The sequence below is a fragment of the Methylorubrum sp. Q1 genome (assembly GCF_004683995.1).
GTDB lineage: Bacteria > Pseudomonadota > Alphaproteobacteria > Rhizobiales > Beijerinckiaceae > Methylobacterium.
The window spans coordinates 96,491-112,703 of record NZ_SRHQ01000001.1 but is presented as its reverse complement, the minus strand read 5'-3'; the positions used below and the strand labels follow the sequence as shown (position 1 = coordinate 112,703).

11 protein-coding genes and 1 tRNA gene are annotated in these 16,213 nt (G+C 65.7%); all 12 read left to right on the top strand.

Annotated elements, in window-relative coordinates; genetic code table 11:
* Nucleotides 1–85 precede the first annotated feature (85 nt).
* The 12 genes from tig to E4V01_RS00455 all read left to right on the top strand — a co-directional run bounded on the left by tig (nt 86) and on the right by E4V01_RS00455 (nt 16,184).
* On the top strand, nt 86–1,522 hold the full coding sequence (tig, locus tag E4V01_RS00510) for a trigger factor (protein ID WP_060769917.1): 1,437 nt from the start codon (nt 86–88) through the stop codon (nt 1,520–1,522).
* 131 nt (nt 1,523–1,653) lie between these two features.
* Nucleotides 1,654–2,280 carry an ATP-dependent Clp protease proteolytic subunit gene (locus E4V01_RS00505; RefSeq protein ID WP_003600395.1) on the top strand — a complete coding sequence of 209 codons (627 nt, stop codon included), beginning with the start codon at nt 1,654–1,656 and terminating at the stop codon, nt 2,278–2,280.
* 251 nt (nt 2,281–2,531) lie between these two features.
* On the top strand, nt 2,532–3,803 hold the full coding sequence (clpX, locus tag E4V01_RS00500) for an ATP-dependent Clp protease ATP-binding subunit ClpX (RefSeq protein ID WP_060769918.1): 1,272 nt from the start codon (nt 2,532–2,534) through the stop codon (nt 3,801–3,803).
* Nucleotides 3,804–4,070: 267 nt separating this feature from the next.
* On the top strand, nt 4,071–6,491 hold the full coding sequence (gene lon / locus E4V01_RS00495; RefSeq protein ID WP_060769919.1) for an endopeptidase La: 2,421 nt from the start codon (nt 4,071–4,073) through the stop codon (nt 6,489–6,491).
* 137 nt (nt 6,492–6,628) lie between these two features.
* Nucleotides 6,629–6,704, top strand: a tRNA-Val gene (locus E4V01_RS00490).
* Nucleotides 6,705–6,803: 99 nt separating this feature from the next.
* The gene (locus E4V01_RS00485; protein ID WP_193763117.1) at nt 6,804–8,567 is read left to right on the top strand and encodes a site-specific integrase; all 1,764 of its coding nucleotides are present in this window, start codon (nt 6,804–6,806) and stop codon (nt 8,565–8,567) included.
* Nucleotides 8,568–8,643: 76 nt separating this feature from the next.
* The gene (locus tag E4V01_RS00480) at nt 8,644–13,191 is read left to right on the top strand and encodes a phage tail tip lysozyme (protein ID WP_135297033.1); all 4,548 of its coding nucleotides are present in this window, start codon (nt 8,644–8,646) and stop codon (nt 13,189–13,191) included.
* Between the two features lie 411 nt (nt 13,192–13,602).
* Complete coding sequence (locus E4V01_RS00475; RefSeq protein WP_135297032.1) at nt 13,603–14,016, top strand: hypothetical protein; 414 nt, start codon at nt 13,603–13,605, stop codon at nt 14,014–14,016.
* Nucleotides 14,017–14,464: 448 nt separating this feature from the next.
* Entirely contained in the window at nt 14,465–14,737 is a 273-nt protein-coding gene (locus E4V01_RS00470; protein ID WP_135297031.1) for a hypothetical protein, read from the top strand.
* Nucleotides 14,738–14,772: 35 nt separating this feature from the next.
* On the top strand, nt 14,773–15,156 hold the full coding sequence (locus E4V01_RS00465) for a hypothetical protein (protein ID WP_135297030.1): 384 nt from the start codon (nt 14,773–14,775) through the stop codon (nt 15,154–15,156).
* Between the two features lie 10 nt (nt 15,157–15,166).
* Entirely contained in the window at nt 15,167–15,508 is a 342-nt protein-coding gene (locus E4V01_RS00460; protein WP_135297029.1) for a hypothetical protein, read from the top strand.
* Nucleotides 15,509–15,554: 46 nt separating this feature from the next.
* Nucleotides 15,555–16,184, top strand: a complete 630-nt coding sequence (locus E4V01_RS00455; protein ID WP_135297028.1) for a hypothetical protein — start codon at nt 15,555–15,557, stop codon at nt 16,182–16,184.
* Nucleotides 16,185–16,213 lie beyond the last annotated feature (29 nt).

Below are 16,213 nucleotides of genomic sequence, written 5' to 3'. Positions count from 1 at the left end.
GCCGGAGCTTCCGCATGGGGGCTTCCCTGGCGCAGCGACACGCGAAGACGAGATTGCGGTTTTAGAAAACAGCGGACGAACGACGATGCAGGTGACCGAGACGACCTCCGAGGGGCTGAAGCGCGAGTTTCAGGTGCTCCTCCCCGCGACCGAGCTTGAGGATCGCCTCAACACCGAGCTCTCGAACATCAAGGGCAAGGTCCAGATCAAGGGCTTCCGCCCCGGCAAGGTGCCGGTTGCGCATCTGCGCAAGGTCTACGGCAAGTCGGTGATGGCCGACGTGCTGCAGAACGCCGTCAACGAGGCCAACCAGCAGATCGTCGCCGACAAGGGCCTGCGCCTCGCGCTCGAGCCGCAGATCGAGTTCCCGAAGGACGAGGAGCAGACCATCATCGAGCGCGCGCTCGATGCCAAGGGCGACCTCGCCTTCAAGGTGAAGCTCGAGGTGCTGCCGAGCTTCGAGCTGGCCGACCTCTCCGACGTGTCGATCAAGAAGCTCGTGCTCAAGCCCTCCGACGAGGAGGTCAACGAGACGCTCGAGCGTATGGCCAAGGACAGCCGCTCCTTCGAGCCGCGCGAGGAGGGGGCCGAGGCCCAATCCGGCGATCGCGTCACCATCGACTTCGTGGGCCGCATCGACGGCACCGAGTTCGAGGGCGGCAAGGGCGAGGACGTCGATCTGGAGCTCGGCTCCAACACCTTCATTCCCGGCTTCGAGGACCAGCTCGTCGGTGCCAAGGTCGGCGACAGCCGTGTCGTGAAGGTGGCCTTCCCGGCCGATTACCAGGCCGAGCAGCTCGCCGGTAAGGACGCCGAGTTCGACGTGACCGTGAAGGCCGTCGCCGCTCCCGGCGAGACCAAGATCGACGACGAGCTCGCCAAGCGCTTCGGCATGGACGACCTCGAGAAGCTGAAGGAGGCCGTCTCCAAGGCCGTCGGCTCCGATTACGAGGCCCAGTCCCGGCGCAAGCTCAAGAAGGAGTTGCTCGACGCGCTCGACGGCAAGTACGCCTTCGACCTGCCCCCGAGCCTCGTCCACCAGGAGTTCGCCGCCGTGTGGGCGCAGGTCGAGCAGGACCTGAAGACCCGCGGCAAGACCTTCGAGGACGAGGGCACCACCGAGGAGGCTTCGCAGGCGGAGTACCGCAAGATCGCCGAGCGCCGCGTGCGGCTCGGTCTGGTGCTTGCGCAAGTCGGCGAGACCGCCGATATCAAGGTCTCGGATGACGAGGTCAATCAGGCCCTGTTCGCCCGGATCCGGCAGTTCCCGGGCCAGGAGAAGCAGGTCTACGACTTCTACCGCAACAATCCGCAGGCGCTCGCCGAGCTTCGCGCGCCGCTGTTCGAGGAGAAGGTCGTCGACCATGTCCTCGGTCAGGTCCAGGTCGTCGAGGAACCCGTCTCCAAGGAGGCGCTCTTCGCCGAAGACGACGAGGCCGACGCCGTGACCGGCGGGGCCGCGACGGACGAGAAGCCGAGCGAGTCCAACAACGAGGCGGCGGCCGACAAGGCTGCCGGCTGATCGCCGACCCACCGGCTCCGCGGCGGGCGGCGATCTTTGAGATCAGGCGGCGTTAACGCTTGCCGTGTTCGCTGTAACCATCCGGCCTCGGGCGATTCGCCCCGGGGCCGGACCCGGAGCCGAGGGCTGAAATGAGAGATCCGGTCGATTACTTCCACAACTCGCTCGTGCCCATGGTGGTCGAGCAGTCGAGCCGCGGCGAACGCGCCTTCGACATCTACTCGCGGCTTCTGCGCGAGCGGATCATCTTCCTCACCGGTCCCGTCGAGGACCAGGGCGCGTCGCTGATCGTCGCCCAGCTTCTGTTCCTGGAAGCCGAGAACCCGAAGAAGGAAATCTCCTTCTACATCAACTCGCCCGGTGGCGTGGTGACCTCGGGCCTGTCGATCTACGACACGATGCAGTTCATCCGCTGCCCCGTCACGACGCTCTGCGTCGGCCAGGCCGCGTCGATGGGCTCGCTCCTGCTGGCCGCGGGTGAGGCCGGCCACCGCTTCGCCCTGCCGAACGCCCGGATCATGGTGCACCAGCCCTCCGGCGGCTTCCAGGGTCAGGCCACCGACATCCTGATCCACGCCCGCGAGATCGAAGCGCTCAAGAAGCGCCTGAACGAGATCTACGTGAAGCATACCGGCCGCGAGTACGAGACGATCCATCAGGCGCTCGAGCGGGACAACTTCATGACCGCCGACGCGGCCAAGGAGTTCGGCCTGATCGACGACATCCTGCACAAGCGTCCCGAGCCGGCCGCCGCCTGAGTAGGACCAGAAACCTGAGGCGCCCCGGGGCCGCTGACCCGACCATGTCGGGTCATGCGTCCTTTGGGCGCCCGCCCCAGCCCATAGGCCGGTTGATCCCGAGCCGGCTGCATGATTGCATCGGGATGACAGTGCCTCAATCCCGACGCATCCGCCCTGTGTGACTGTTTCTTTAGGCGGATGCGCTTACATCGTATGAACGACGCGCGTGTCCTCCTGGCTGGGGCCGCGCCCGCGAACCGGAGACCGACATGAGCAAGACAGGCGGCAACGACTCGAAGAGCACGCTGTACTGCTCGTTCTGCGGCAAGAGCCAGCACGAGGTTCGCAAGCTGATTGCGGGCCCGACGGTGTTCATCTGCGACGAGTGCGTCGAGCTGTGCATGGACATCATCCGCGAGGAATCGAAGTCCTCGCTGGTGAAGTCCCGCGACGGGGTGCCGACCCCCAAGGAGATCCGGCGCGTCCTCGACGACTACGTCATCGGCCAGGACTTCGCCAAGAAGGTTCTCTCGGTCGCCGTGCACAACCACTACAAGCGGCTGGCCCACGCGACGAAGCACAACGACGTCGAACTGGCCAAGTCCAACATCATGCTGATCGGGCCGACGGGCTCGGGCAAGACGCTGCTCGCGCAGACGCTCGCCCGCATCCTCGACGTGCCCTTCACCATGGCCGACGCCACCACGCTGACCGAAGCGGGCTATGTCGGTGAGGACGTCGAGAACATCATCCTCAAGCTGCTCCAGGCCTCCGACTACAACGTCGAGCGGGCGCAGCGCGGCATCGTCTACATCGACGAGATCGACAAGATCTCCCGCAAGTCCGACAACCCCTCGATCACCCGCGACGTCTCGGGCGAGGGCGTGCAGCAGGCGCTCCTGAAGATCATGGAAGGCACCGTCGCCTCCGTGCCTCCGCAGGGCGGCCGCAAGCACCCGCAGCAGGAGTTCCTGCAGGTCGACACCACGAACATCCTGTTCATCTGCGGCGGCGCCTTCGCGGGCCTTGAGCGCATCATCTCCCAGCGCGGCAAGGGAACCTCGATCGGCTTCGGCGCCAGCGTCCAGGCGCCCGACGATCGCCGCACCGGTGAGGTGTTCCGCTCGGTCGAACCCGAGGATCTGCTGAAGTTCGGCTTGATCCCGGAATTCGTCGGCCGTCTGCCGGTTCTGGCGACGCTGGAGGATCTCGATGAGGAGGCCCTCAAGAAGATCCTGCAGGAGCCCAAGAACGCGCTGGTCAAGCAGTACCAGCGGCTGTTCGAGATGGAGAATGTCGAGCTGACCTTCCAGGACGAGGCGCTCAGCCTCGTCGCCCGCAAGGCCATCGAGCGCAAGACCGGCGCCCGCGGCCTGCGCTCGATCCTGGAGACCATCCTCCTCGATACGATGTACGACCTGCCGGGCCTCGATTCCGTCGAGCAGGTGGTCATCGGGCCGGAGGTGGTGGAGGGCAAATCCAGGCCGCTCTTCATCCATGGCGACCGCAACAAGGAAGCCCCGGCCAGCGTCAGCGCCTGACCGGCAAATATCCGGGGCCGCACGGTTTTTGAGCCGGCGGCCCTTTTTCGTTCCGGGGGGTGCCCGCGCTTGAAAGCGCCCGCCGCAACGACCATTTCAGGCTCAACGCAGGGCTCCACGCTTTATCCCCCGAAAGGTCGGGCCCGCGCCACCAGCTGCAAACTGATTATCCGCTTCCGACCCTTCGCGGCCCGGTCGGCACCTGGCAGGATGCTTGCTCGCCGTTGAGGAGCGACTGCCCGGCGTCAACACATAAGGGAAGAACCCATGACCCAGTCGAAATCGCGCCAGCCGGTCGTTCCCGGTTCGACGGGCTCCTACGCCGTCCTGCCGCTGCGCGACATCGTCGTCTTTCCGCACATGATCGTGCCCCTGTTCGTGGGCCGCGAGAAGTCGATCCGCGCGCTCGAAGAGGCCGTGCGCTCGGACCGTCACATCCTGCTCGCGACCCAGATCAACGCCAGCGACGACGATCCGGCCACCGACGCGATCTACACGATCGGTACGCTCGCCTCCGTGCTACAGCTCCTCAAGCTGCCCGACGGCACCGTGAAGGTGCTGGTCGAGGGCGCCGGCCGTGCGCAGATCGAGTCCTTCGTGCGCTCGGACGAGTATTACGAGGCGCAGGCTCTCACGCTCACCGATGACCTCGGCGACCGCGTCGAGGCCGAGGCGCTCGCCCGCTCGGTGATCTCCGAGTTCGAGAACTACGTAAAGCTCAACAAGAAGATCTCCCCCGAGGTCGTCTCCGCCGTCACGCAGATCGACGAGCCGTCCAAGCTCGCCGACACCGTCGGCTCGCACCTCGCGGTCAAGATCGCCGACAAGCAGGCGATCCTCGAAATCCCCACGGTGGCGCAGCGCCTCGAGCGCGTGCTGTCGCTGATGGAGAGCGAGATCTCCGTGTTGCAGGTGGAGAAGCGCATCCGCACCCGCGTCAAGCGGCAGATGGAGAAGACCCAGCGCGAGTACTACCTCAACGAGCAGATGAAGGCGATCCAGAAGGAACTCGGCGACGAGGATGGTCGCGACGAGCTGGCCGAGCTGGAAGACAAGATCGAGAAGACAAAGCTGACGAAGGAGGCCCGCGAGAAGGCCACCGCCGAGCTGAAGAAGCTGCGGCAGATGTCGCCGATGTCGGCCGAGGCCACGGTCGTGCGCAACTACCTCGACTGGATGCTCGGCATCCCGTGGGGCAAGCGCTCGAAGATCAAGAAGGACCTGCTCGGGGCCCAACAGGTCCTCGACTCGGATCACTTCGGCCTCGACAAGGTCAAGGACCGGATCGTCGAGTACCTCGCCGTGCAGCAGCGGGCGAACAAGCTCACCGGCCCGATCCTCTGCCTCGTCGGCCCGCCCGGCGTCGGCAAGACCTCGCTCGGCAAGTCGATCGCCAAGGCCACGGGCCGCGAATTCGTCCGGATGTCGCTCGGCGGCGTGCGTGACGAGGCCGAGATCCGCGGTCACCGTCGGACCTATATCGGTTCGATGCCCGGCAAGATCGTTCAGTCGATGCGCAAGGCCAAGACCTCGAACCCGCTCATCCTGCTCGACGAGATCGACAAGATGGGCATGGACTTCCGCGGCGATCCGTCCGCGGCGCTCCTCGAGGTTCTCGATCCGGAGCAGAACGCGACCTTCAACGACCATTACCTCGAGGTCGATTACGACCTGTCGAACGTGATGTTCGTGACGACGGCGAACACGCTCAACATCCCCGGCCCGCTCATGGACCGGATGGAGGTGATCCGTATCGCCGGCTACACCGAGGAGGAGAAGCTCCAGATCGCCCGCCGCCACTTGATCCCCGAGGCGGTCAAGAAGCACGGGCTCACCCCCGACGAGTGGTCGATCACCGATGACGGCCTGATGATGCTCATCCGCCGCTACACGCGGGAGGCGGGCGTCCGCAACCTGGAGCGCGAGATCTCCAACTTGATCCGTAAGGCGGTGAAGGAGATCCTGATCACCAAGGTGAAGCAGGTCGAGGCCAACCCCGAGACGCTGCCGGAATTCTTGGGGCCCCCGAAGTTCCGCTACGGCGAGATCGACGCGGACGATCAGGTCGGCGTGGTCACGGGTCTGGCCTGGACCGAGGTGGGCGGCGAGTTGCTGACCATCGAGGGCGTCATGATGCCCGGCAAGGGCAAGATGACGGTCACGGGCAACCTGCGCGACGTGATGAAGGAATCGATCTCGGCGGCGGCGTCCTACGTCCGCTCGCGGGCCATCGATTTCGGCATTGAGCCGCCGCTGTTCGAGCGCCGGGACATCCACGTCCACGTTCCGGAGGGGGCGACCCCGAAGGACGGTCCGTCGGCCGGCATCGCCATGGCCACCGCGATCATCTCGACGCTCACCGGCATCCCGGTGCGCCGCGATGTGGCGATGACCGGCGAGGTGACCCTGCGCGGTCGCGTCCTGCCGATCGGCGGCCTGAAGGAGAAGCTGCTCGCCGCACTCCGCGGCGGCATCAAGACGGTGATGATCCCGGAAGAGAACGCCAAGGACATCGCCGAGGTGCCCGACAGCGTGAAGAACGGTCTGGAGATCATCCCCGTCTCGCGGATGGATCAGGTGCTGCAGCACGCCCTCGTGCGCCAGCCCGAGCCCATCGAGTGGGACGAACCCCTCCCGGCCAAAACGCCGAAGCGGGATGAGGACGGCGCGGCGGTCCTCGCCCACTGATCCTCTCGCCCGTATCGAACGGACGAAGCCCCCGGAGCGCCGCTCCGGGGGCTTTTTCGTGCGCCAGTCAGGGGAAGAGCGCGAGCCCGGCCTTGCGCAGCCGCAATCCCTTCCGTAACGCTTCGCGGCGCCGGTTCGGGCGGTTAGCTCAGTTGGTAGAGCGTCTCCTTTACACGGAGAGGGTCGGGGGTTCGAGTCCCTCACCGCCCACCATGCCGTCCCCAACCTATTGCCAGTGCCTAACCTTTTGCACCAAAACGCTTTCCCAGGCGCGTCTGTGACACAGGGCTGTTACACATGACGGATGGGACTGTGGCGCATCAACCGAACCTGACCGAGCGGAACGGGACGTTTTATCTTCGAATGCGCGTGCCGCTCGACGTGGTAGAGGCCGTTGGCCGTACTCACGTCGTTGTGAGCTTAAAAACGAAGGAGCGCCGCGTCGCCCTGACACGATTTCGGCTGGAGCAGGCCAGGGTCGAGCGACAGTTCGAGGCAGCGCGCCAGCAGGCCACGGATACCGCTGCGCTACGACGTTCCCTGGCCTCCGGCCGCTTGGAGAAGCTGGCGCCGGGGGAAGTTGAGGGGCTTGCGCTTCGCTGGTTCGAACATGCCGTGCAACGCGTTGCACGCACTTCGCGTAACACGTTCCAAACCGGCTCCGCGGATTGGGACGCTGTTCTCGCGGAGTTGAAGGCTGAGGGGGACGTTCTCACAAGCCCAGATCCACAAGATTTCGAGCCGACGGTGCGCCACACGGTCGATCATCTCTTACTCGCTGCCGGCGCCCCGCCGGAGCCTATCCGGGGGCGCATTCAGCGGCGTGTCCGGCGGCCTCAGGTTGATGAGGATACGGCCCAGTACCAGCAGTTAGCTGCCCTCGTTCGCCGAGGGCTTGTCGCGCTCAACCGGGATCGGTTGGCCCAGCTCACTGGCGCGGGGGAGGGGGCAATCGCAGTCTCGTCCGGCGGCCTGGAGGTATTGGGTGTCCGGCCACGACGCTCCCTAGACGAACTCATTCGCGCCTTCACAAGCGATCCAGGCCGCGGGAGCCGTACCGCGAAGACCGAAACCGATTACCGCATGGTGTTCGCGGCACTGCGCGAGGTGATCGGGGGCGAAACCGACGTCAGCCGGATCACACGCGATCACATGCGGCGTCTCCGGGACCTGTTCCGGACCCTACCACCCAACGCCACCAAGCGCTTTCGTGGTCGAACGCTAACACAGGCGGCTGAGGTCGCTGTCAGTGAAGGCCTGCCCGCCCTCAGCACGAAGACCGTAAACGGCCACCTGACCATGGTCTCGACCCTGTTCAACTGGGCGGTCAGGGAGGAGTGGGTCGAGAGGAGCCCGGCGAGCGGGCTCACAATCGAGGCTGGGCAGAAAATCACACGGGAGCCGTTCTCGTCGGGGCACCTCAAGGCAATATTTGCTGCGCCCCTCTTCGTGGGATGCCAGAACGACGGATCAGGGTATGCCCAGCCGGGCCCAAATCAACCGCGTGGGGCGCGCTTTTGGGTGCCACTCATAGCGCTGTTTCATGGTCTCAGGCTCAACGAGGCCTGTCAGCTCCGGCCAGACGACATCGCCGAGCGCGACGGCTTCCCGGTGATCCACGTGCGTGCTGCCGATGCCAGTCAGAAAGTTAAAAGCCGAGCTGGCACGCGCATAGTCCCCCTCCACCCGGAGATCATCGCTTGCGGCTTCCTTGGCTTTGTCGCCGAAGCTCGGCACCAGGGACACGCGCGGTTGTTCCACGAGCTTAGCGCGGACGCCCGCGGCTACTTCTCGGATGCGTTCCAGAAGTGGTTTTCTCGCTTCCTCGCTAGCCGGGGCATCGCCCAGCGCGGTGCCAGCTTCCACTCCTTCCGTCATGGCTGGGCGGATCGACTTCGGGAGGCGGGCGTCCCGGAGGATCGACGCCGGGCTCTTGGTGGCTGGGCTGATACTGGCGTTGATGGAAGTTATGGCCGGGGCTTTCCGACTAAGATGCTGGCCGAAGACGTCGGGAAAGTGGAGTATCCGGGGCTGGATCTGAAGTTTTTGCATATCCAATCGTTTGTCAATACTTAGTATGCATGCGGTTTTCTATTGACAATTAGAAAATATGAGATCTCATGGGCTATATTTTGTGCCCTGAGATCAAGTCATGCCCTCCAATCGCGAAATCGTTTACCGCATCAGCGTGAGAAATTTGGCCCGCGAGGCCGTGCGCCAGCTCCACGCGGATCTGGCCGCGATGGGCTCGTCGTTGAAACAAGTTGCACGCCAGCTCCAAGACGTGCAGCAGCAGACTGCGCGCATGGGGCAGGCCGCGACCCAGGCCGACCGCTCGCTGTCCCGGCTGGCCGCCTCCGCTAAGAGCCTCGGGCAGGCGGCGAAGGACGTGGCGTCCTTCGCCAAGGCCATCGCCCAGGCCTCCGGCAGCACCAATGGCTTCCAGGCCATCGAGAAGGCCGTCAACGGCCTCGACAGGGCCTTCCGGACCTCCGGAGGCCTTGGTGTCTATCGTGCCCGTCTCCTGAGCCTCCAGAGCGTCCTGGCGGCCTTGCCGGCCCAGTTCGCGGCTGCCGCGGCGGCTGCGGCCGGTCTGTCCGGCGCAGCCCCGCCCCGCGCGCCCCGCGGCAACGGTTCGGCCGGCGCTCCCCCGCCGAGCAACGGCCCGCCCGGTGGCGGCAACGCGAACAACCAGAACGCCTTCAACAGCTCGCTCGCGACCACCCGGTCGAAGATCGACGAGATCCATTCTCGGCTCAGGCAGGTTGCCGCCCTCACCGTGACGGCCTTCGGCGCCCGGCAGGTGCTCGCCCTGGCCGACGCCTATACGCAGGTGATCGGCCAGCTCAAGCTCGTCACCGACGGCACACTCAACCTGCGGCAGACCTACGACGCGCTCCTCCAGTCGTCGCAGGCCAACTACACCTCGATCGAGGGATCGGCCCAGCTCTACTCCCGCTTCGCCAAGGCGACGAACACGCTCGGCGTGTCGCAGCGCGAGGTGGTCGACGTCACCGATGCGGTCAACAAGTCCATCTCGATCTTTGGCGGCAACGCCCAGTCCGCCGAGGCCGCGCTTGTGCAGTTCGCCCAGGGCCTCGGGGCCGGCGCTCTCCGCGGCGAGGAGCTGAACTCGGTGCTGGAGCAAGCGCCCCGCCTTGCCCAAGCCATCGCCGACGGCCTCAAGAACGACGCCGGCACCATCGGTATCCCGATCGCCGCACTCCGAACCTACGCCGAGCAAGGCAAGCTCACGACCGAAGTCATCTTCCGCGCCCTCCAGAACCAGCGCGGCAAGCTGGAGGAGGAGGCGCAGACGATGGGCCTGACGGTGGGCAAGGCCTTCATCTACGCCCAGACCGCGATGACCGATTTCGTCGGTAAGGCCGACGAGAGCACGGGCGCGTCCCGCAAGGTCGCCCAGGCCATCATCTCGGCCATGGACGCCTTGAAGACGCCGGCCGCGATCTCCGCCGCACAGGGCGCGCTCAGCGCCTTCTCCGGCGTCGTGACGACGGCGGCTTCCGTGCTCCGGGCGATGGTCGACAACCTCCAGCTCGTCGTGACGGCAGCCGTTGCGGTGAAGGCGCTCTCTCTGGCGACGACGTTCGCGGCCATGGGCTCTGCGGCCGGCGCCGCGGCCGGGTCCATGGCCGTCTACAGCGTTGCCACGCGCGGCGTCGCGATCGGCGCCACGGCGGCCAACATCGCGGTCAACGGCCTGAACGCCGCGATGCGGATGCTGGGCGGCCCGGTCGGCATCGCCATGACGCTGGCGGCCACCGCACTCGCCTACTGGGCCACCTCGACCAAGACGTCCGTCGAGGCCGGTACGGATCTCGCAGGTGTCACCGAACGCCTCAAGAAGAACTACGACGAGGCCACCAAGTCCGTGCAGAACCTCACGGAGGCTGAGCGTGCTCGTGATCGCCTCCGCGCAGAGGGGGCGGCCAAGAGCTTCGCCGACGAAGTGGCGTCGCAGACGAAGGCCCTCAACAACGCCCTGGCACCCGGCCTGTTCGAGGGCACGGACGGCTCGCGTCTTGCCCAGCGCTTCATGCCGTTCCGGGAGGAGGTGGAGGCCTTCCGCAAGAGCGTGCGAGATGGCAAAGCCGATTTCGACGGGCTCCAGAAGGCTGTGTCGGTCCGAGCCCGTGGAGACAGCTCCCTCGGCCCGGCAGCGCGCGAGCTGGTGGAGGCCGCTGAGGCGGGTCGGAAGGCTCAGGGAAGCCTCTCCCAAGCGGAGGCGACGCTTCGTGTTCTCGACGGTACGGCAGCCGCGGCCGACGCCTCCGTTGCCGGCCTCACCGACACGCTGGCGGAGACGGCCAAGATCGACGGCAACAAGGCGCTGACGGGCTTCATCGAGAACCTGAAGCAGATCGCGGCCAACGTCCCGCAGCTCGCCGCCGCGGCGGAGGCCCAGGACAAGATCGGCAAGGCGCAGGGCATCTCCGAACAGGCTGTCCGGAACCTGACCGCGGCGTACAAGGCCGGCACGATTTCCCAGGCCGAGTTCGAGAGCAAGGCGGGGGAGCTGGAGCGCACGATGCAGCGCGCCAAGGACGCCATCACTGGAGTTGCCCAGGCGCAGCGAGACATCCGAGATGCCCAGAGGGATCTGGGGCTGGACGGTCTCGTCGATCGGGAGCGGGCCATCGAGAGCATCAACATTAAGTACGATCGCCAGATCAGGACGATCCGCGAGAGCGCCATCGCGCAGGCCGACATGAACCGGCTTGTCGATGAGCAGAACCGGCTTCGCCAGCAGGAAATCGGCAACCTCGATGTCCGCTTTCGCAACAACGATCTCCGGGACCGTGTCCTCTCCCTCCAAACGGAAGCCCGGCTGCTCGACCTGACGGGGGAGGCTCGCGAGCGTGCGAGCAAGCTTCTCGAAGTGGAAGCCGCCGCGCGCCGGGCCGGCGTGTCTAATGTTCAGGGCATGGTCGACGCCTACGGCAAGGAATACGACGCGCTGAAGCGTGCAGAGCAAGCCCGCCAGACCGTCGGCAACGGCTTCCAGCGCGCCGTGACCTCCTACGTCGAAGGCGCGGCCAAGGTGGCCGACGAGAGCGAGCGCATGTTCGGCTCGATGTTCAACACCCTCTCCGACGGGTTCGCAGACACGTTCCGGACCGGCACCAACGGCTTCAAGTCGATGCTGGACAGCCTTGCGTCCGACCTTCTGCGCTTCGCCTCCCGGCAGCTCTTCCGCACCCTCCTGTCGTCGGTGTTCGGCGACGGGCAGGGCGGCATGGGCGGCGAGGGCACCGGCTTCGGCGCGCAGATCATGTCGGCGCTCGGCATGGGCGCGACCAAGGCCGTGGCCGGCACGGGCGTTGGCGGTTCGATCGGCGCCGTGTCGAGCGGCGTCGGCACTGCGCTCAACACCGCGGCCGGCACGGCGGCGAGCGGCGTCGTGCAGCTCTCCTCCGCGGCGACGGAGGCAGCCGGCAGCTTTGGGGACATCCCGTCGAAGATCTCCACCATGCTCAAAGGGCTAGGGGCGACCGATGCGGGCGTGGCCGGTTTCCTCGGCAACATCCAGGCGGAGAGCGGGTTCAAGCCGGGCGTGGTCAACTCTTCCTCCGGCGCCTACGGCCTGATCCAGGCGCTTGGCCCGCGTAAGGCCGAGCTGTTCAAGCAGTACGGCTCCAGCCCGACCTCCGACCAGCAGATCGAGTTCATCCGCAACGAGCTACTGACGACGGAGAAAGCGTCGCTCAACATGCTGCGCAACTCCAGCACGTTGGCCGACGGCGTGAAGGCGGGCATCCGGTTCGAGCGGCCTGAGGGCTACGTTGACGCGCTAAGGGCCGGAGACCTGTCCCAGGTGCCGGATTTCGGCAAGCGCATGGGCTTCGCCGAGCGCTTCGGCGCTACCTCCTCGGGCGTCCCGAGCGTGCCGGACCTAGATGGGGCCACCCTTTCGGACGGCACGATCCAGAAGCTCAACTCCCAGTTCGACGACATCAGCAGCGGCGCCTCCCAGGTGAACACGTCGTTCTCCCGTATGGGTAATGCGCTCGACCAGTCGAACCTCTCGATCGTCAGCAGCGCCAACGGCGTCTCGACCACGCTCTCGAACAGCGGGACGCAGGTGGGCAACGCCCTCTCCCAGGTCTCGACCGACGTCTCGAAGTCGGGCAACGACCTGTTCAATGCCCTATCGGAGGCCGCGAGCCAGCTCGGCGGCTCGGTGACGAAGGGGCTCGGCGGCCTGATCGACATCGGCAAGGGCTGGGCCGGCGACGGCTTCGACCTTGGTGCCGGCAAGCTGTCCGACTGGATGCACACGGGCGGTGTCATCGGCCGCGGGGCGGGCGTGTCGCGGCAGGCCGATACCTCGCTCTGGGACAACGCCCCGAAGTTCCATACGGGCGGCATCGTCGGCGGGCTGAAGAGCCGGGAGCGGGCCATCATCGCCAAGGACGAGGAAGCCATCTTCCCGACGGTCCGGATGTCGGATGGCAACTTCGGCATCCGTGCAACGGGTTTCAACGAAGGCGGCGGAGGCGGCAACACCGTCTCCATCGGCGACATCAACATCACCACCCAGGGCTCTTCCGGGAACTCCGAGCAAGACGCCGAGCACGCCAAGATGATGGCGCGCGAGGTCCGGGCTCAGGTCGAAGATCTCGTGAACGCCGCCCTGATCAAGCAGTCCCGCAGCGGCGGCATGCTTCGAAGAATGTGATCGGGCCCGTGCAACAAGTTGCACGAATTAAACCTAAGTATACCCCATGCACGATCCTTCGTCAGCGATTAATTAATTCCTGAAGAGCGCTGCTAAAAATGCTTGATCCATCACCCATTGCTGTACCATATTAGGGCACTGCTTGCGTTGGTCGCGTGAGTAGTGTCCTCCGCGGGGCCTGGAACAGGAAGCCGGGCCCCGCACAAGACACGGATCGAGCATGAGCAATTCACGCATCGTGAGGCTTCATGCGCCAATCCCGCTTCTCGAAAAAATCGACGCGGTCGCGGCGCAGATGACTTCGCAAAACCTTGGCGGACGCGTCACTCGTTCGGAGGTGATCCGAGCCGCCTGCCTGGAATACGTCGCACGCCGTGCAACGCGTTGCACGGTCTCAGAAGGAACAAGGTCATGAGCACTTCAGATTTGGGCGTAGCTGCCCATCAATTTCGCCAGAGGGGTGCCCAGCCCGGCACCCGCGGGCCGCACCTGAACTTGTTCTCAGGGGGTGCCGTCACGAAGAAGGCCGCTGCGCCGGAACTGACGGTTGCTCAGCGCGTCGGAAAGTTCGCGGAAGCCCGCAAGCTCAAGGACGACACCACGCGGGTCCTGACGCTCGTCATCGAGCACCACGAGCGCAACGGCACGCCGATGCCGATCGACGCGTTCGACATCGCGCAGAAGGCGGATGTCAGTTTCGATCGCGCTTGCGTCATCCGCAGCGAACTGATGCGGGCGAACGCTGTTCGGATCTCCTCCGGCGTGTGGGGCGACGATGGCCTCCTCCCCGGTGACGCTTGGGATTTCCAAAACGGCCGGCGATGATGAACTCCTGCGCACTCGTCATCGTCGAGCGGATGTTTGCGGGGCGCCCGACCTTCGACATCGTCGCAAGCGCTCGTACTCTCGCAAGAGGGCACGCTGCGCACGCCCTGGCACTTCGGCAACTGCCTGAAACCCGCAGGCAGACTTCGCGGAGAAAGAGGGCTGAACACCTCGCAGCGTTCTGGGACGCGGTTGGTCTCCACTATGGCGTACTCGATCTGGTCGAGGAACACGCGGCACTACCTCCCGTGCTCCGGATCAGCCTTGAACGCTACGCTGGACGACAGGGGCGGGACGTCGCGGATCCTCCCGGTCTCGACTACCCATCATTCGACCCGGCCCACCTGCTGCCTCCGGCAGATCAGCTCCCGACAGCCTTACCGGCTGCCCTCATCATGGCCTTCGGCGCGCACCTCCGCCCGGACAACATCCAAGATCGGAACGAAACATGAACGAAAAATCGCCCTATGAGCGGATTGCTGAGTTGCCCTCGGAACAGGCGTTCCGTGGCCGCTTCGTGATCGAGCGCCTTCTCTCCGGGGACAGCCTGCTTGAGGCGGCTGAGGCCGTCGGCATCAGTCCGGACCTGTCGGCAATATTCGCCTCGCACGCGGCATCGGCTGTCGTGGATGCCCTTCAGCCCTTCGTCGATCCCGACGCCGCCAAGCCGCAACCCATGCCGCGCCGATCCAGGCCGGCGAGTTGGCCGCACGGGCTTTGAGCCATTCCCCCCCCTTACTCAAACAGGAGGCCACCGTGGCCCGGAAACAAACTCTCCCGAAAACCCGCCGCGATGCTGGCTCCACCGTCTCGCCCGCTGCCCTTAACGCGATGACGCCGCCGGATCTCACGCGCTCACTTGGCGACACGCTTTCTGCCATCACAGGCGCCGTGCTGATCGACTTGCTGATGGGGCAGGGGAAAACGCTCGACGAAGCGTCCGTACTCACGGGCATCCCCAGGAGCCGCCTCTACGCCGACGGTATCTCCTTCGCGACGGCCTTCATGGCCAAGCTAGACCCGATATTCGGCGCGGCAATGTCCGCTACCCCGGAGGAGAACGCCCGAATGGAGGCCGATGTCCTCGCGCAAATCGCGGCGAACGGTCCGGATGCCCAGTACGTGCCGGGCGCACATTGAGGAGCACCCCATGTCCCCCCAAACCTCCCGCCCTATCAATGCCGGCGCCCGGCCGGATCTCCTGAACGACTTCGGTGTGACCGTAGCTGCTATGCTGTTCCGGGACGGCCTCAGCCTCGACGAGATCGCCAAACGCGGCGGCCTCGAAGTCGTGACTGTCGCTCGCATCGCCGGCCTGTTCATCGCGCGCTTCCAGGCTGCGGTCTTGCCGACACTCATCGCCGCAGAGGAGGCCCGAGGGGAGACCGATCTTTCCGGGGCCGACGATCTCCTAGGCTACGTCAACGCGATCGAGGCGGGCACCAGGGCGCTGGTCTCCTACTGTGCCGACGCGGCAGGCGGCTCTGCCTGACAGCCTTCCGTTCCGGAACGACCCGGAACGCGTTCCGGAACGGGAGATGGAAATGCCGGCCCCATGCTCGATATGCAGTCACCCCCAGCGCGCCGAGATCGACGAGGCCTTACGCGCTGGGGCTTCACTCGCCGCGGTCGCCGCACAATTCGGCCTTCCCTCGCGTACGAGCCTCCATCGGCATCGGACCGGCCACCTCGGTCGCGCGGTTACGTTCATTCTCCCTGCCACCGCAACTCCCCTCCCTGGCGCTGCGCATGCCGTAGGCTCTGCACCGCTAGACGCATCCGCCGAACTCGACCGGCTGTTCGCGCGCGCCGCTGGCAACAGCCGGTCGCTTCAGGAGCACGCCGCGCTCGTCACTGACGGCCTTGCTCACGTCTACGCCGCGGCTGCTTCGGCGGGCGACTGGTCATCCGCCGTTCGGGCGCTGCGGGAGCTGCGGGGTATCCTTCAGTTCCATGCGCTCGTGGCACCGGACAAGCTCCGTCAGCACCCAGGATGGAGGGAGGAGGAGGTGCCTCGCGATCCGGTCTTTGCCCTGGAGCGATTATTACTCGCGCAGATCACGGGCGATCACACAGAGATCGAGGCCGCACGCGCGGAGCTTGAGCTGGTTCGCGCAGGGCTTGGGACCATCACCAACCTTCCCGACGATCCGACTGCGTTCCATTAGATCCTGGGCTAGTGGATCGTTCCACACAG